Origin of the sequence: Candidatus Accumulibacter sp. ACC012 (genome assembly GCF_907163155.1) — a bacterium.
Classification (GTDB): domain Bacteria; phylum Pseudomonadota; class Gammaproteobacteria; order Burkholderiales; family Rhodocyclaceae; genus Accumulibacter; species Accumulibacter delftensis.
On record NZ_CAJQUC010000003.1, the window covers coordinates 608,606 to 625,097 of the forward strand.

A 16,492-nucleotide genomic window follows, 5' to 3' on the forward strand; every position below is an offset into this window, starting at 1 on the left:
ATGCGGCGGGAAATAGTAAGAGGATGGAACTGGATTGCCGCGTCGGCTGCGCCTCCTCGCAATGACGTGGGGGCTGGTGTGGCGCCGCGTTCACCTCTCATCACTCACCACTCACCATTCGCCATTCGCGACAGGCCGGGTTTGCCATCAATGCAAAACTCGCGCCAGCGACTCACGAAACTCCCTTCTCCCCTCGCGGGAGAAGGGTCGGGGAAGAGGGGGGTACGGTCATCGCACTCATCGCCCGGGGCGCCTCGATTGTCATCACCGTGAATATCCGACTGTCGACAACGCTCGCTGTCGGCGACGACGCTGCTTTTTTCACCAAGGAAAGCAAGCGCTGGTCGAGGACGACCGATGGAGCGACAACCGTGAGCGTCCATTTTTTCGTGATCCGCCCCAGTATTCCTCCACCTCAGCGGCCGTCCTGTGCAATCGGCTGGCAGCGCTGCGCCATCACCGGGCCAAGGATCCTGCGCTATCGCCCGTGCTTGTCGTCCGCAACGAAGAAGCAGATGAGCCAGGCAGCGGCTGGTCACGAATCTCCCTTCTCGCCCGGGCGCGAAAGGCAGCGACTGCAGTTCATCACGCAGCGCCTCAAACGTAAATCTTCGTGACTCGACTTCATGACGCAGAGAGTCAGCAGTGAATCTCCACGACTCAACTTTATGATGCAGAGAAATCAGCAGTGAGTCGCAAAGACCAAACTTTATGACTGAGAGAGTGAGCGGGAAGTCGCAAAGATCCAGCACCATGATTCAGAGAGTCGGCTGGAAATCGCAAAGAATCAACTGCATGACGCAAAGAATCAGCGGTGAATCGCAAAGACGCAAGCTCATGACGCAGAAAATCAGCAGTGCGCCGCAAAGATGCAAAGTCATTCCTCCCGGAGTCGGCACGGCTCGTCGAAGCCTTGCCGTAAAGCTTCCGAGGCGTACGCGCCGGCTGGCGCCGATCGGATCCCGCCTTGCCGCGGCCAGCCTGAAACCGGTCGCCGATAGCCGCCGACTCGCGAACTGCGTCGAGGACCGCGCCCTCGTCGCTTGCCTCGGCCACAAACCCTGGCACGACAATCGTCCGGTACGGTACGGTACTGCGCTCATTCCGAAGACTGCTTGAACGGCTGCTATCCGTCGGAACACCGAATGAGTACAATCGGCCAAGAAGGGACAGTGGGGAAATCTGCTGAAAGCGGCCATTGAAGCGGCCTTGGTATATGCTATCGTCCGAGGGACGGGGTCCGCCCTTGACTTTTGCCCAAGGCACGGGGAAAGACCTGACCCCAAAAACACGTTGCTGTCATCCCGTCAATAATCGTATGGGCTTGATTGAGCCGAGGAGCTTTGCATGAACGGCGTACAGGCAACGATACTTCTCACTGGCGCGACGGGCGGCATCGGTCGAGCAGTCGCCGAGCGGTTGGCTGGCGCTGGATACTCGCTCGTTCTTGCTGCGCGCAACGCCGACAAGCTTGAGGCCCTTGCCGCTGACCTTAAGCGCCTCTTTCCCTGCGCAGGCGCCTACTCCTGGTTAAGCGTCGACATGACGCGTGACGACTCTGTCGAGTCATTCTCGGCAGAACTCGCTGCGAAAAGCCTGATCCTGGATGGTGCGGTCTTGATGCCACCGCAGGATCCGCCAACGAACGACCCTCTACCAAGCAGTGATAGATGGCGCGAGATCCTGCAGGGCAGTTTTATTGGGCCGCTGGCGTTGCTGAAGGCTGCCATCGCGAGAATGCAGCCCGACCCTGCAAACGGTAAGCGGTGCAAGATCGTCATCATCTCAGGAATGTCGTCGGTCCAGGTTTTGGGCCACTACGCCTCCAGCAATGTCATCCGCTGTGCCTGGGTGGCTGAAGCCAAGACGCTGGCGTTCGCGCTGGGTGAACGGGGCGTGCACGTGAACACTCTTTCTCTCGGTGGCACGCTCACGCCGGACTACGCAGCGTCACTGAAACGGCGAGCCGCTAGCGCCGGAGTAAGTGTCGAGCAGCGTTTAGCAGATGAAACAGACAACATTCCATTGAAGAAGTATGGGTCGCCGAAGGAGGTTGCCGCCGCGGTGGAAGGATTGCTGTCAGCGTTCTCGGATCACATGACCGGCGTCAACCTTTTGCACGATGGCGGATTCACCAAAGCCTACTGAACGCGGTGATGCCTAACGAACCGTTGCACACGGAGCCGCGGGCCGCGCGGCTTGGTGCGACCAAAATCGTTCGCCGCAGCCCGGTGAACGGTGGCGTTGAGACTGTGGAGATTCCGTCCTCGCGAGCGTCGGCTCCTATCCGCAGCGACCGACCGCAGTGGGTCGAAAGGGTGAGTAGCGCTCTTCGCCAAGCGGTCGCCCGTAGTCGTCGGCGCAGACTGACTCTTCCCGCGACCCCGGTCGAACGTTGGCAATGCGCAGTACAGACGACGCTCAAGGTACATGCTCCCATATCCCGCAGTGGCCGACGCGGAGTCTTGGCGCGGACCACGCACCTGTCTCCTTTAAGCCGTGGCGCGGGCTTTCGCGTCATCCTTGAGGTCACAGCCTTTCGACCCGTTCTCGCCGACCAACGGCAACAATCGGCTGTACAGACTTGGCTGCCGCGCTTTTCCTCTGGGCCGTCGCCGGGTTGTCGTGGCGTTGCCGTGGCCAGAGGCGTTCGCCTGAGTGATGGGTAGGCCACGACTACGGGTCGTTGGCAACGGCCGCTCAGCCTGCACGATGTCGGCTGGCGGCATGCGCCGCGACGACGACTCGCGTTTGGGCAGGCGACGCTCGACATCGCCCGATGAATCGGGTGCCTACGAGCGCTTTGGCGTGTCTTCTGAATCGCGCGCGGGGGCGCCGTGGCCGCCGTTCTTTCCGGCACGATGATCCCTCCGACTACCGTCGTCATGCGGGTGGGAAACGCTGCGGCTTGACGATGCGCCGACCATTCATGGCAACTCTGCTGTTACAGAGCCGTTGAAAGTTCACGCGAGCTTCGTCGGCGCCAGCCGCATGACATCGTTCGCCGCATGACATCGTTCCTTCGCCGCCGCCATCTCTCGTGAGCGAGCTATTTGTCGAGGGACGGGGTCACCGCCCGGCACGGTCGCTGCCGCGCTCGCTGCCGCTGGGGGCCTTCCTGGTGGCGATCCTGGTGCTGTCACCGGAAGGCATGGCGGCGGTCAAGTCGGCATTGGACAACCAGCTGCAGCGCACGATGAATATTGCCCTGGGTTCGGCGCTGTCCACCATCGGCCTGACCATTCCCGCGATCCTCGCCATCAGCCTGTTCACTGGCAAGACGGTGGAACTGGGGCTGGAAAATGCCGAGGCCTGCCTGTTGCTGATCACCTTGCCGGTGTCGGTGGTCAACATTCAGAGCGGGCGTACCAACATGCTGCAAGGGGTCGTTCACCTGGTCCTCTTCCTCACCTATGTCGTGCTGATTTTCGACTGACGGTCATGAACGGCATGCGTGCGCCCCTCTTTTCCGACCCTTCTCCCGCAAGTGGAGCAGGGAGACTCGTGAGTCGCTGATGCGCTTTTTGGGCATGCCTTTGCGATTCCAGCGCCCGCCAAAACGTTCGGCGGCCTCTCGGGAAAGGGCCAATGCCGCGAAGCGGGCGTGGTCAGTAGCCGCCACACCGTGAGGATCAGGCGAAGATGCCGTGCTCGATTCGGCCCGGGGTGTCGAGGACGCTTTCCGTGCCAATGTCGGTGTCGAGTAGAGAAAGTGGCGTGGCGCCTGACCATGCGGCATTGGGCGACTTCAGCCAGTCCAGAGCACGCTCGATGGCGCCAATCACCTCGTCCGCACGCTTGACCCCCCGGACGAGCTGCAGCAGCTTGGGGATTCCTCGCTGTTCAGTGTTCCCTCCTTCTTGCGCCGCGTCAGGGTGCGGTCCAGGATAGCCAATGTCGTCGCCAGCTCGGATTGAGAGATCGCCAGGGTCGTCGCCAGGGAATCTACGGCAGCCGAGGGAATTCCCTGCCGGATGAGTGACACCCATTGCAGGGGGGGCGTGGCTTGGCAGGCAAAGCTTCCTTGCCGCCGAGCAGATCTTCGAGCGAAAGAGCGAGGGTCATGTCGTCACTCCGAGTGCTGCCATATGGCGGTAAGTATATTCAATTCTGGCGCTTTCCCGCTGGCGACCAGCTGCTGGCCGAGTTCGGCTTGACCAGCGCGCGCTGGCAGGTGCTCGGCGCCGTCGCCTTGTCAGGGGCGCCACAACCGGTAGCCAGCATAGCGCGCAACATGGGCCTGACGCGTCAGGCGGTACAGCGGGTGGTCGCTAGACGCAAAGGCAAGCAAGGCTTGAATGTGCTCCCGATGCCACCATCTAGCAGCCATTGATCCTGGAGCGCTGCCGCCATGAACGCATCGAAAATAGTTGTCTGCCCGCATTGCCACCGGCCGAACCGGCTGCCTGAAGCGCGCCTCGGCGAGCAGGGCCGCTGTGGTCACTGTCAGTCACCACTTTTTGACGGTACGCCGACGACGCTCACCGCGGCCAGTTTCGACCGCCATATTGAACGCTCGGAATTGCCGATCCTGGTCGACTTCTGGGCCCCCTGGTGCGCTCCGTGCCGAGCCATGGCGCCAGCGTTCGCGGCGGCTGCGCAGCAACTGGAACCTGCCGCTCGCCTGGCCAAGGTCAACACCGAGGAAGAGCAGGCGCTTGCTGCTCGCTTCGCCATCCGCTCGATTCCAACGCTGGTGGTGTTCAGGAAGGGCAGGGAGGTCGCTCGTCAGGCCGGGGCGATGGATGCAGCGAGCATTGTTCGCTGGCTGCGCTCGCTGCGCTGAGGCGGCTATCCGCCGCTATTCGCCGCCATACGCTGGCGCTGCCTGATGTCGGGCCAGTAGTCGTGCAGGGTCGATCCGGTGATGACGAAGCCGGGACGGGAAGGCTGCCGGGCTGAGTCGGCCGCTGTCTTGCGGAGCGCTGCCCGCACGCCGCCGCCGGTCAATCAATCTTCGCTGCGGGTACTGCGCGGTTTGACGAGCGCTTCGTAGTAGGCGAAGGCCTCGCGGATGTGCTCGCGCAATTGATTATCCTCCCAGGGCTTGGTCAGGAACTTGTAGATCGCTCCCTGATTGACGGCATCGATCACCGAGTCAAGCTGGGTGTAGCCGGAAATGACCAGGCGCACGGTGTCCGGATGGAGAAGTTTTACCCGGGCCAGGAACTCCGTGCCACTCATCTGCGGCATGCGCTGGTCGGAGAGGATCACCTGCACAGCGTTGCTGGCCAATAACACCAGGCCATCTTCTGCGCGCTCTGCAGTCAGGACGCGGTAGCCTTGTCCGCGCAGCACCCTGCGCATCGCCGACAGGATGTTCGCTTCGTCGTCCACCACCAGCAAAGTACGCTGGTCAGTTGGCGCATTGGCGATCGCCAGCGATCGACCCTCAGTGATCAGACGAGCGAAATCGTCCGCGGCAACGGGTTTGCTGAACAGATAGCCCTGCATCTGGTCGCAACGGTGCTGTCGCAGATAACCCAGTTGCGCGTCGGTTTCGACGCCTTCGGCAACCACCTTCAATTGCATGCGATGCGCCAGAGCGATCACCGAGGTGGCGATATTGGCCGCCTTGGGGTCAGTGACGATGTCGTTGACGAAAGCGCGATCGATCTTGAGTTCGTGGACCGGGAAGCGAGTGAGGTAGCTGAGACTGGAATAGCCGGTACCGAAATCATCCAGCGACAAGCCCACTCCCAGCGCTCTGAGGCTGTGCAGTCGCTCGATGGCCTGCTCCGGTGCCGCCATCAGCATGCTCTCGGTCAGTTCGAGCGCGAGCATTTGCGGATCGACGCCGTGGCGGCGCAAGGCTGCGGTGAGTGTCGATTCCAGGTCGCCGCTGGCGAACTGTCGGGCCGAGACGTTGACCGCCACTTTCACGGCCGGCAAGCCGGCGTCGGCCCAGGCGCGGATCTGACGACAGGTCTCGTCGATCACCCAGGCGCCGATCGGGACGATCAGGCCGCTGCGCTCGGCCAAGGGAATGAAGCTGGCCGGCGGCACCAGGCCAACGCCGGGTCGCTGCCAGCGCAGCAGCGCTTCGGCGCCAACGACCAGCCCCGTCGCCAGGTCCACCTTCGGCTGGTAGTGAAGGCGCAATTCGTCCTGGCTCAACACGCGTCGCAGCGCATTTTCCATTTCCAGGCGTTCGAGCGCACCCTGCCCAAGCTCACCGGTGTACAGGGCGCATTGATTGCCGCCGCGATCCTTGGCGCGCTGCGTCGCTGCGCTTGCGCTGCGCAGCATGTCGTTGGCCGTCGCCCCGTCCTGCGGAAACACACTGATGCCGATGCTGGCACGCACATAGGCTTCGTGCCCGTCGCTCAGCGCGAAGGACGCGGTGAGCGTGGCGAGCAGGTCGCGGGCGGTGTTTTCTGCGTTTTCGGCAGCCTTTGTGCCTTCCAGGACCGCAGCGAACTCGTCGGCTGCCAAGCGTCCAAAGCTGTCCTCATCGCGCAGGCGCCCCTTCAGGCGAGCGGAAACAGCCAGCAACAATTCATCGCCGAGGGTGTGGCCCAGGCTTTCGTTGACTCGCTTGAACTGATCCAGGTTGATGAGCAACACGGCCACCATGCTGTTCTCTCTCTCGGCGTGGTTAAGCCCGTGCTGCAACAGCGAGCGCAACAGCAGGCGATTCGGCAGGGCGGTCAAGGGATCGAAATGGGCCAGGCGCTCGATCATTTCTTCACTGCGCTTGAGTTGGGTGAGGTCGGTGAAAACGGCTACGTAGTGGGACGGGCAGCCCGCTTCATCCTTGACGACGTTCAGCGTCGCCCACTGCGGGTAGATTTCGCCGCTCGCGCGGCGGTTCCACATTTCTCCCTGCCAATGTCCGCTCTGCAGCAGGCCGGTCCACAGTGCCTGGTAGAAGGCGCGATCATGTCGTCCCGATTGCAGCAGACGCGGGTTCCGGCCGATCACCTCCGGTGCAGCGTAGCCGGTGATCGCGCAGAACGCCGCGTTGACGCTGATGATGGCGCCCGTCAGGTCGGTGATGATGACGCCGTCGCGGGTGCTTTCCAGGGCGGCGGCATGCAGCCGTTGGCGTTCGGTAAACTCGCGCTCGACGGTCAGGTCGCTCCAGCTGCCCATCACTTCAATCGCTTGGCCGCGGCTATCCTTGATCACCCGCAGGTCGTCGCGCAGCCAGCGGACCGCGCCCTTGGCATCGTGGAAACGGTACTCGTGCGTCAGCGAGCCGCGGCGCAGCAGATCGGTCTGTGCCTCGAGCACGCGCGCACGGTCGTCGGCATGCAGGTGCGCGAGCCACCAGTCCGGCGCCAGGCAGTCGGCGGGCGTATAGCCCATGACGCGGTTGATATTGTCGCTGACCCACGTTGGCGACAGTTCTTCGCCGTCCACCCGCAGTGCGTAGAGGATCGTCGGACTGGCCGCCAGCAGATACGTGAAACGGGTCGTGCTCTGGCGCAGGCGCGACTGTTCACGCCGCAGCTGGACCAGCGTGTGCGCGTTCTCCAGGATCGTCGGCAGTCTCTCGATGTAGCCGCCCTTCTTGACGACGTAATCTTCGAGGCCAAGGCGCAAGGCGGCGGCGACGACGTCTTCATCTCCGTGGCCGGTCACCAGCACGATCGGCAGGTCGAGCCCGCGCTGATTGCGGAGCGTCTTGGCCACTTCCAGCGCGTTCAGGACCGGCAGCCGGTAATCGAGCATCAACAGGTCATAGTCCGGGGCTTCGCCGCCGTGCTGCGGCAGGCGCTTGAGCACCTCCTCGCCGTCGGGCACGACATCGATCCGGAACTGCGGCGCGTGCTCGGCGAAATGGCGCAGCGTGAGATCGATGTCGAAGCGGCTGCGTTCGGCGTAGAGCACGCGAAGAGGCCGTTGCTTGCGTGCCCAGACGCTGCGGAAACGTTCGAGGGCGCCCGACAAGACGCGCGCCAGGCGATCGGCGTAGTCGCCATGCTTGCCCAGGTAGTCGTCCGCTCCGGCCTTCAGCGCGGCCAGGGCAGAAGCCTCATCGCCGAAGCTGGTGAGGACGACGAAGGCATACGGCAGGCCTTGTGTACGCACATGCGCCAGCAGGTCGAGGCCACTCCCGTCCGGCAGTTGGAGGTCGGCGAGAATCACGTCGATGCTCGGCGCAGCAGCCCGCAGGCGCTCAATGGCGGCGCCGACGGTGGCCACGATCTCAAGCACCGTGTCGGGCGCGCTGCGGGCAAGTGCGCGGCGACCCAGATCGGCGTCGACCGCGCTATCCTCCAGATACAGTACACGGCCAGGCGCTGTATTCATTGATGGCTCCATTGCCCGCTTCAGCGCGGCGCCGTGTTCAACATGCACCAGTACATCTCGACCTGCGCCGCGACATCGATGAATTTGCCGAAGTCGACCGGTTTGACGATGTACGAATTGGCCCCCAGGCTGTAAGCCGCCGCGATGTCCATTTCTTCTTCCGAAGTGGTCAGAACGACCACCGGGGTTTTCCGGCTGACCGCATGCGACTTCAATCGAGCCAGCACCTCCAGGCCGTCGATTCGCGGCAGCTTGAGGTCAAGCAGAATCAACAGCGGCAGCGTTTCTCCGGCCTCCCAGCGGGGAATCCAGGCGACCGCCTCCTCGCCATCGCGCGCTACGTGCACCGGATTGGCCAGGCGCCGCTTGGCAAAGGCGCGCAGCGTCAAATCGACGTCGGCCGGATTATCCTCGACGAGGAGGATCGGTCGGTTGAAGTCCACAGCATTCATACGGAAACCTCCAGATGCAACGTCGTCGCCAAGGTCGGCGTGCGCTTTGCCCAGCCTCTGATTCTTGTGTCTTACGTCGCCTCGCGGAACATGGCCAGTCCGACGCCGGGGCAAACCTGCCGCTCGTTTCGGTCAGGCCCGCTTCCTCCCGCTTCCTCCCGCTTACACCTGCTTCCACCCCTTCACCACTTTACGATAAAGGATTGACGAAGGGAACCGGCATCCTGTCCGGCTCTACCCTTTCCGGGCCAGACCACGGCAAGCCGGCGATGGCGGCCGCTGGCATCAGCGCGGCAATTCGAGATAGAAAGTAGCGCCCTGACCGGGAGCACTCTCGGCCCAGATCCGCCCGCCCATCCGTTGCGCGGCCTTGGCGACGATGGCCAGTCCGACACCGGTTCCGGCATAGTCTTCGGCGCGCTGCAAACGCTGGAAAATCTCGAAAATGCGATCGTGAAACTGCATGTCGAAGCCGATACCGTTGTCCTTGAAGGCGAGGAGGACCGCGTGCTCGCTCTGGCGAGCACTGATCGTCAGGGTGGGTGGCTGACGGTTGGCGGCGAATTTGAGCGCGTTGTCCACCAGATTGCGCAAAATCATGGTCAGGCCCTCCGCGTCGCCGTGCGCCGTCAGCCCGTGCAATGCCACGTCGACAACCGCGCCGCTCGCCTCGATGTCGGCGCGACGGGCCTCCAGGACGAGGGCCAACTGGCTCGACAAGTCGAGTGTCTGTCGATGCAGGCTCTGCCGCTCCATGCGCGAATAGGCCAGGAGATCCTCGATCAGACGGGTCATCTGCGCGACCCCCTGGCGCACATTGCCGAGAAACACTCGCCCTTCTTCGTCGAGCAGGCGGTCATGGTTTTCGAGCAGCAGTTGGCTGTAACCGTCGATACCGCGCAACGGGGCTTTCAGATCGTGCGACACGGAATAGGTAAAGGTCTGCAGGGCCTTGTTCGCCGAGGCCAGTTCAGCCGTACGCTGGCGTACGCGTTCTTCCAGTTCGCTGTTGAGTTGGCGGATTTTGTCCACCATGTCCTTGTGTTCCGTGACGTCACGGGACACCAGCACTACCCGCTCGACGCGGCCATCGGCTGCTCGAATCACACCATACTGCGATTCGATGTCACGGCTACTGCCGTCCGCCAGCACGACGCGGAAGCTGCCGCGTCGACCGGCGCCGGTTTCTATGGTCTGCCGAAAGCCCTGGCGCACGCGCTCCCGGTCATCCGGATGAATGTTGGCGAAGGCGTCGCTTCCCTTCAGATCTGCCGACTCACCAAACAGCGTACGGTAGGCCGGGCTGTTGTAGAGGTGGCGTCCTTCGAGATCGAGCACGCTCACCATGTCGCCGATGTTCTCGGCAATCAGGCGGAAGAACTGCTCCTGTTCGCGCAAGCTGGCCTCGGCCTGCTTGAGCGCGGTGATGTCGCGGATCATGGCGAGCGGACTACCGTTGGGCATCGTCGTGGCGATCACGTCGGCCACGAAAGTCGAACCGTCCTGGCGCTGGAACTGCCACTCCCGGTGGTAGTCAGCTTTCGCCCTGATGGCGTCCAATGCAGGAGCGATATGGGAGTGCTCGGCGGCCACGACAAGGGCGGAGGCGTGCAGACCATTCAGTGCCTCGCGCGTGTACCCGAGCATCCGACAGAGGGCCGGATTGGCGTCGCGGTAGTAGCCCTCCTGGTCGGTGATAACGATGCCGTCCGGCGCATATTCGAACAGCGTGCGGTAGCGTGCCTCGCTGATCGCCAGCAACAAACGGTCCTGGTGTTCGCGGGTGATATCGCGAACGACGGCGATGAACGGGCCGTCATTGGGTAAACGGGCGAGCCGGGCCTCGAAGTGGTGCACGGCGTCGCCGATCGCTAAGTCGTAGTCGTAGGTAGCCAAGCCGCCCCGTTCGCGGATCTCTGCCATCTTGCGCTCGGCCATGGTGCCAATTTCAGCGGGCAAGATGTCCTGCATGCGCTTGCCGAGGAAGGCCTCGGGCGGCAGGTAGAGGTCGGCGCTTCGCCGGGCGCGGTAGTCGCTGATGGTGCCGTCCGTGTCGATCAGGAAGAACAGGTCGGGCAGGGCCTGGAAAACGGAATCGAGCAGGAGTTCACCCTGTCGCGCCGAGGCCTCGGCAACTTTGCGTGCGGTGATGTCCTCGGAGAAAACGATGATGCCGCCGACCGTGCCGTCGGCGGCGTGCCAGGGGCGCACCTCCCAGCGCAGCCATTGAGCGCTGCCATCGTAGCGCTCGAAACGATCTTCGTCGGCACGCACCACCTCGCCAGCCATGGCCCTGCGATGGACGTCCTTCCACACCTCCGTTATCTCGGGAAAAATCTCGTAATGCGATCGGCCGACAATGGCGCAGTCTGCCAGTCCATAGTCCTCCAACCAGCGGCGGCTGACCGACAGATAGCGCATCTGGCGGTCGAACATGGCCAACGCGGCCGGCGCATGGTCGATGAACATGCGTAGTTTCTCGTCACTTTCGCGAAGCGCTGCTTCGGCCAGCTTGCGATCGGTGATGTCCTCGATCACCGCGATAAAGTACTTCGGTGCTTCGTCGCTGGCGCGCAGCAGGGCGACGGTCAACCTGATCCAGACCACCGCCGCGGACTTGTGCAGGTAACGCTTCTCAAGGGTGTAGGTTTTCCTGGTTGCCGCCAGCACTTCCCCGACCAGTTGCAGATCGCTCGCCAGGTCGTCGGGATGGGTGATATCTTGAAAACTGAGTTGCAGCAGTTCCTCGCGGCTGTAGCCTACGATGTCGCAAAGCCGCTGGTTGACCTCAAGCCAGCTGCCGTCCGGGGCGACCTGCGCGATGCCGACGGCGGCTTGCGCGAAGGTTGCCCGGAACGATTCTTCGCTTTCGTGCAGTGCCGCGGTGCGTATCCGGACCTGACGGCGAAGCAGAAACACGAAAAAAATGGCCAGAGCCAGCGTGCCTGCGGTCCCCATCAAGGCCCAAGCGGCCCACGTCGGCAAGGTCGCCACCTGGCCGATGCCCAGCCAGCGATCGAGCGACTCGAAATAGACGGTGTCGCTCCGATCGAGCAGCGCTTCGAGGTGGCGGTCGAGTGCCCTGATGATCCCGGGATTGGCTTCCAGCGGTGCGGCATAGCGGACCGAGATCGGGTTGAAGACGATGCCGGTGGACTCGACTTGGTAGGCGGCCGATTGCAGCGTGCCGAAAAAGCGGCTGACGACGCCAGCGTCAGCGTCCCCGGCAGCAACCATGGCCAGGACCTGTTCATAGTTGTCGGCAGGAACCGGGACGATAGGCACGCCCAAGTTGGCGACCAGCTTGCTCAGCTCGTCGCTATGCGTCGCCCCAGGGATGAGCGCGACACGCTTGTCCTTCAGCGCCAGAAGCGACTGGATCTTGCTGCCTGGCGTGGCGTAGACGACGCCCCAGTTGCTGAGCAAGGTCTGCCGGCTAAATTGAAATCGCTCGGCGCGTTCAGCGGTATAGGCGATGCCGGTCAGCAGGTCGATCTCGCCGCGCTCGAGCATGCCGTAGATCGCCTGCCAGTCGTCGTGCACGAACTCCAGCCGCCAGCCCTCTTGTTCGGCAGCGTATTTCAAAACGTCGATGGCGATGCCGTTCATTTCGCCGCTCGAATCGCGGAAGGCGATCGGTGGATTGCTGCCGACGCCGACACGCAGGGTCCTTGGTTCGGCGTGCGCCGGCGCGGCGAAAACGGCCAGCAGCAGTGCCGCGACGAGCAACGCTGCCGCCTTGCTCCTGAGTCGCGCACCGAGCGGCGTCAGCGGGTGCAGCAGGCCTTGGAAGAACTCGAAGAGACGATCGTGAAAGCGCATGTCAAAGCCGATCCCGTTGTCCACCAGATTACGCAGCACCATGCTCAGTCGTCGCGTCGGCGTAAGCCCTCAGTCCGCTCAAGTTCCTCTCGACGATCACCCCTCGCGCCTGCAGCTTACGCCTTTACAGTCGGGAATAGGCGGGCAGGTCTTCAATCAGAGGGGCACTATGCGCGGCAGCGTTGCGCAACTTGGCGAGGAGCAGGCAGCCCTCTTCACCCAAGTCGGCGTAGTGACTGTCCAGTGGCGGCGGCTGTCGCCGTCGATGCCGTGCCGCGGCGACTCGAGAGCGTGCGCGACGGGATAGGTGGAGGTCTGCAATTCCTCGTTGGCAGTTCCCGGTTCGGCTATGCGCCTCTGCGCGAGCTCTGCCGGCGCCGGAGCGCTGCGTTTGGCAACAGTCGTCGCGATTTCTCGGCACGCATCCTGCGGCTGGCAAGCGCTTCGCATTTCTTCGTTTGTCGCAATCTTCATTGCTGCAGCTCTGCAGCGTTGTAATATGCGCAACGAAAACCGTTGCTCAAGACGGGCTTTCTTGCCACCATTTGCTGGTCTCAACTCTGGAGGAGTAAAAGAATGAAAAAAGCCCTGCTGCTGTCAGCGCTCCTGGCGCTCTCGTCTGTTGGTGTTTCGGCCAAGGAGTGGAAGGAAATTCGCATGGCCTCCGAAGGCGCCTACCCGCCGTTCAATGAAGTGTCTGCCGATGGCGCCTTGAAGGGTTTCGACATTGACATCGGCAACGCCGTGTGCGCGGAGATGAAGGCCAAATGCACCTGGGTGAAGCAGGAATGGGACGGCATGATCCCCGCCCTGATGGCGCGCAAGTTCGACGCCATTGTTGCCTCGATGTCGATCACTGCAGAAAGAAAAGCCAAGGTCGACTTCACCCACAAGTACTACGCCTCGCCGGTTGTCCTGATTGCCAAGGATGGCTCACCGCTGCGACCGGAGCTGGCCTCCCTGAAGGGCAAGAAGATTGCTGTTCAGCGCGGCACTGTTTCCGACAACTTCGCCACCAAATACTGGGATGGCAAGGGTGTGGAAGTGGTTCGCTACGGCAAGCAGGATGAAGCCTACCTGGACCTCAAATCGGGCCGCGTCGATGCCAGCTTTGTCGACTACTGGGAAGCCTATGGTGGTTTCCTGACCCAGCCTGAGGGTTCTGGCTACGCGGTTGCTGGTGATCAGTATTTCGGCAAGAACGCCGAAGAGCGCGCGGTCATCGGTGAAGGGATCGGCATCGCGATCCGCAAGAAGGACAAGGAACTCAAGGAGCAGCTCAACAAGGCACTGGATGCGGTACGTGCCAATGGCAGCTATGACGAGATCCGCAAGAAGTACTTCCCGATGGATATCTACGGCCAGTGATGTCTCGCTGTGAAGCGCCGGCCGCCAACGCGGCGGGCGCTTCCTGTTGCTGCCCCGGCCCTCGCAGCCGCGCAACCTGAGGAAGCTGCCGCCCATGGATGCCCTGATCGAATACTCACCGAGCTTGCTGGCCGGCGCCTGGGTCACTCTCCAGGTGGCTGTCCTGTCGCTGTTGCTGGCGGTCAGCACAGGCTTGTTTGGCGCCGCCTGCAAGCTGTCGAAGATCGCGCCACTGCGCTGGTGGACGGCGTTGTATACCACGATCCTCCGCGGCGTCCCCGATCTGGTGATGATGCTCCTGGTTTTTTACGGCGGTCAGGTATTGCTCAATCAGATCAGTGACTATTTGGAATGGGACATGATCGAGCTGAATGCTTTTGCCGCCGGCGTGTTGACCATCGGGTTGATTTTTGGGGCCTATTTCACCGAGACTTTTCGCGGCGCCTTTCAAGCCGTCCCGGTGGGCCAGATGGAAGCCGGCCGGGCCTACGGGATGAGCGGCTGGCAGGTTTTCCGGCGCATCCTCTTTCCGCAAATGTTGCGTTACGCGCTGCCGGGCATGGGTAATAACTGGCTGGTCCTGCTCAAGAGCACCGCCATCGTCTCCATGATCGGCCTGTCCGACATGACCTGGCTGGCCGATCAGGCCGGCCGCACGACGCACCAGCCTTTCGCCTTCTATCTTGCCGTCTGCGTGCTGTACCTGACGATGACCAGCGTCTCGAACGCGGTGCTGCAACGGCTGGAGCGTCGCTACAACGTCGGCGTCCGGGAAGCCAACGTTTAGCGGTCATGACATGTCGAGACACCCCTGATCATGAAAATCATGACCGCACCCCTCTTCCCCCGGCCCTTCTCCCGCAGGGGGAGAAGGGAGGTTCGTGAGTCGCATGCGCGACTTTCACATTACGGAGCGACGCATGGAATGGTTTGATCTGACCGTCGTTACCGGCAGCTTGCCCGAATTCTGGCGCGGGCTGTGGATGACTCTGCATCTGACGGCCATCGCCCTCGTCGTCGGTTTCGGCTTTGCCGTGCCGCTGTCGATCGCTCGCCTGTCGAAGAACCCCTGGGTGAGTGCTCCGGTGCGCGCCTACACCTACTTCTTCCGCGGCACGCCGATGCTCGTCCAGTTGCTGCTGATCTACTACGGCGTTGGGCAGAGCGAATGGATGCAAGGAATGTGGGAGGCCGGCAACCCGTTCTGGCTGCTGTTTCGCGACGCCTATTTCTGCGCCCTGTTGGCTTTCACCCTGAATACCTGCGCTTACCAGCTCGAAATGTTTGCCGGCGCGATCCGCAACACGCCGCACGGCGAAGTCGAGGCGGCCACGGCAATGGGCATGACGCGCAGCACGGCACTGCGCCGAATCATTCTGCCATCGGCCTTGCGTCGGGCGCTTCCGCCGCTTAGCAACGAAGTGATTCTGATGTTGCAAGGCTCCGCGATAGCCAGCGCGGTGACGCTGGTCGACTTGACCGGTGCGGCACGCAACGTCTATTCACGCCATTACGCACCTTTTGAAGCCTTCATTTTTGCCGGACTGCTCTACCTTGCCGTGACCTTCGTCCTGGTTGGGCTGTTCCGAGTCGCTGAAAACCGGTGGCTGGCCCATCTGCAGCCGCGCCGCACCGCCAGTGCTCAAAAAGACTGATCGGAAAGACTGTCATGACCCACAAGGCGAGCAAAGAACTCCTCCGTGTCGAGAACCTGCACAAGCAGTACGGCGACAACGAAGTCCTCAAAGGCGTGTCGCTCACCGCCAATGCCGGTGACGTGATCAGCATCATCGGTTCGTCGGGTTCCGGCAAGAGCACCTGGCTACGCTGCATCAATTTCCTTGAGCAGCCGACTTCCGGACGGATCATTGTTGCTGGTGAGGAGGTAAAGTTGCTTCCTGGCAAGAAAGATGAACTCAAGGTTGCCGACCCTAAGCAACTGCAGAGAATCCGCACCCGTCTGTCGATGGTCTTCCAGCACTTCAATCTATGGGCTCACATGACGGTGCTGGAAAACATCATCGAAGCCCCGATCCATGTGCTTGGCCTGCCAAAAAGAGAGGCCATGGAACGTGCCGAACGTTACCTCGAACGCGTCGGCGTCTGGAAATTTCGCGACACTTATCCGGCGCACATGTCCGGCGGCCAGCAACAGCGGGTGGCGATTGCGCGTGCCCTGGCGATGGAACCCGAGGCGCTATTGTTTGACGAACCCACCTCTGCACTTGATCCGGAACTGGTTGGTGACGTCCTCAAGGTGATGCGCTCGATTGCCGAAGAAGGACGCACGATGCTGGTCGTCACCCACGAAATGGGCTTCGCGCGCGAAGTCGCGAACCACGTGATCTTTGTCCATCAGGGGCGGGTTGAGGAAGAAGGCAACCCCGGGGAAGTGTTGAGCAAGCCAAACAGCGAACGTCTGCAGCAATTCCTGTCGGGCAACCTCAAGTAAGGCGATGTCTCTCAAAGGCCTGCGCTCACCTTGCCCTGCTGCTGTAAAGCCTCCTGAAAGCCTCGTCGAGAACGCCGAGCACTTACTGCACCAGTCGCCTGTCCTGGGTGCTTCAGCTTAGGTTTCGGGGCTTGTACAG

12 protein-coding genes and 1 pseudogene are annotated in these 16,492 nt (G+C 62.2%); 8 read left to right on the top strand and 5 right to left on the bottom strand.

Annotated features, from left to right (window positions below; all coding sequences use genetic code 11):
• Positions 1-1,347: 1,347 nt before the first annotated feature.
• Positions 1,348-2,148 carry an SDR family oxidoreductase gene (locus tag QZ648_RS06045; RefSeq protein WP_291996415.1) on the top strand — a complete coding sequence of 267 codons (801 nt, stop codon included), beginning with the start codon at positions 1,348-1,350 and terminating at the stop codon, positions 2,146-2,148.
• Between the two features lie 892 nt (positions 2,149-3,040).
• On the top strand, positions 3,041-3,436 hold the full coding sequence (locus QZ648_RS06050; protein WP_291996416.1) for a hypothetical protein: 396 nt from the start codon (positions 3,041-3,043) through the stop codon (positions 3,434-3,436).
• A gap of 196 nt (positions 3,437-3,632) precedes the next feature.
• On the opposite strand, the gene QZ648_RS24825 is transcribed toward QZ648_RS06050, so the two are convergent.
• The gene (locus QZ648_RS24825) at positions 3,633-3,785 is read right to left on the bottom strand and encodes an MbcA/ParS/Xre antitoxin family protein (RefSeq protein WP_366144063.1); all 153 of its coding nucleotides are present in this window, start codon (positions 3,783-3,785) and stop codon (positions 3,633-3,635) included.
• A complete protein-coding gene (locus tag QZ648_RS24830) occupies positions 3,782-3,985 on the bottom strand; it encodes an antitoxin Xre-like helix-turn-helix domain-containing protein (RefSeq protein ID WP_366144064.1) in 204 nt (67 codons plus the stop codon). The genes QZ648_RS24825 and QZ648_RS24830 overlap by 4 nt, the downstream gene beginning before the upstream one ends.
• A gap of 78 nt (positions 3,986-4,063) precedes the next feature.
• Here QZ648_RS24830 and QZ648_RS06060 point away from each other — a divergent pair.
• A pseudogene (locus tag QZ648_RS06060) lies at positions 4,064-4,270 on the top strand (helix-turn-helix domain-containing protein); the annotation flags it as partial.
• 81 nt (positions 4,271-4,351) lie between these two features.
• On the top strand, positions 4,352-4,786 hold the full coding sequence (gene trxC, locus QZ648_RS06065; RefSeq protein WP_169067198.1) for a thioredoxin TrxC: 435 nt from the start codon (positions 4,352-4,354) through the stop codon (positions 4,784-4,786).
• Positions 4,787-4,950: 164 nt separating this feature from the next.
• Here trxC and QZ648_RS06070 read toward each other — a convergent pair whose 3' ends face one another.
• The 3 genes from QZ648_RS06070 to QZ648_RS06080 all read right to left on the bottom strand — a co-directional run bounded on the left by QZ648_RS06070 (position 4,951) and on the right by QZ648_RS06080 (position 12,575).
• Entirely contained in the window at positions 4,951-8,259 is a 3,309-nt protein-coding gene (locus QZ648_RS06070; RefSeq protein WP_291996417.1) for an EAL domain-containing protein, read from the bottom strand.
• A gap of 20 nt (positions 8,260-8,279) precedes the next feature.
• The gene (locus QZ648_RS06075; RefSeq protein ID WP_169067200.1) at positions 8,280-8,711 is read right to left on the bottom strand and encodes a response regulator; all 432 of its coding nucleotides are present in this window, start codon (positions 8,709-8,711) and stop codon (positions 8,280-8,282) included.
• Positions 8,712-8,996: 285 nt separating this feature from the next.
• On the bottom strand, positions 8,997-12,575 hold the full coding sequence (locus QZ648_RS06080) for a PAS domain S-box protein (protein WP_291996418.1): 3,579 nt from the start codon (positions 12,573-12,575) through the stop codon (positions 8,997-8,999).
• A gap of 534 nt (positions 12,576-13,109) precedes the next feature.
• Between QZ648_RS06080 and QZ648_RS06085 the strand changes: the two genes are divergently transcribed.
• From QZ648_RS06085 to QZ648_RS06100, 4 genes are all read left to right on the top strand, one after another.
• Complete coding sequence (locus QZ648_RS06085; protein ID WP_291996419.1) at positions 13,110-13,901, top strand: ABC transporter substrate-binding protein; 792 nt, start codon at positions 13,110-13,112, stop codon at positions 13,899-13,901.
• Positions 13,902-13,995: 94 nt separating this feature from the next.
• The gene (locus QZ648_RS06090; protein ID WP_169067203.1) at positions 13,996-14,688 is read left to right on the top strand and encodes an ABC transporter permease; all 693 of its coding nucleotides are present in this window, start codon (positions 13,996-13,998) and stop codon (positions 14,686-14,688) included.
• Between the two features lie 133 nt (positions 14,689-14,821).
• Positions 14,822-15,556, top strand: coding sequence for an ABC transporter permease (locus QZ648_RS06095; protein ID WP_291996420.1), 735 nt, complete (start codon positions 14,822-14,824; stop codon positions 15,554-15,556).
• Between the two features lie 14 nt (positions 15,557-15,570).
• Positions 15,571-16,353: an ATP-binding cassette domain-containing protein gene (locus QZ648_RS06100; RefSeq protein WP_169067205.1), complete on the top strand. Its 783-nt coding sequence runs from the start codon at positions 15,571-15,573 to the stop codon at positions 16,351-16,353.
• The last annotated feature ends 139 nt before the right edge of the window (positions 16,354-16,492 follow it).

Excerpts from the sequence above, each read along its gene's own strand:
- QZ648_RS06045 (WP_291996415.1), top strand. The coding sequence starts at position 1,348 with ATGAACGGCGTACAGGCAACGATACTTCTCACTGGCGCGACGGGCGGC.
- trxC (WP_169067198.1), top strand. The coding sequence starts at position 4,352 with ATGAACGCATCGAAAATAGTTGTCTGCCCGCATTGCCACCGGCCGAAC.
- QZ648_RS06070 (WP_291996417.1), bottom strand. The coding sequence starts at position 8,259 with ATGAATACAGCGCCTGGCCGTGTACTGTATCTGGAGGATAGCGCGGTC.
- QZ648_RS06075 (WP_169067200.1), bottom strand. The coding sequence starts at position 8,711 with ATGAATGCTGTGGACTTCAACCGACCGATCCTCCTCGTCGAGGATAAT.
- QZ648_RS06080 (WP_291996418.1), bottom strand. The coding sequence starts at position 12,575 with ATGGTGCTGCGTAATCTGGTGGACAACGGGATCGGCTTTGACATGCGC.
- QZ648_RS06085 (WP_291996419.1), top strand. The coding sequence starts at position 13,110 with ATGAAAAAAGCCCTGCTGCTGTCAGCGCTCCTGGCGCTCTCGTCTGTT.
- QZ648_RS06090 (WP_169067203.1), top strand. The coding sequence starts at position 13,996 with ATGGATGCCCTGATCGAATACTCACCGAGCTTGCTGGCCGGCGCCTGG.
- QZ648_RS06095 (WP_291996420.1), top strand. The coding sequence starts at position 14,822 with ATGGAATGGTTTGATCTGACCGTCGTTACCGGCAGCTTGCCCGAATTC.
- QZ648_RS06100 (WP_169067205.1), top strand. The coding sequence starts at position 15,571 with ATGACCCACAAGGCGAGCAAAGAACTCCTCCGTGTCGAGAACCTGCAC.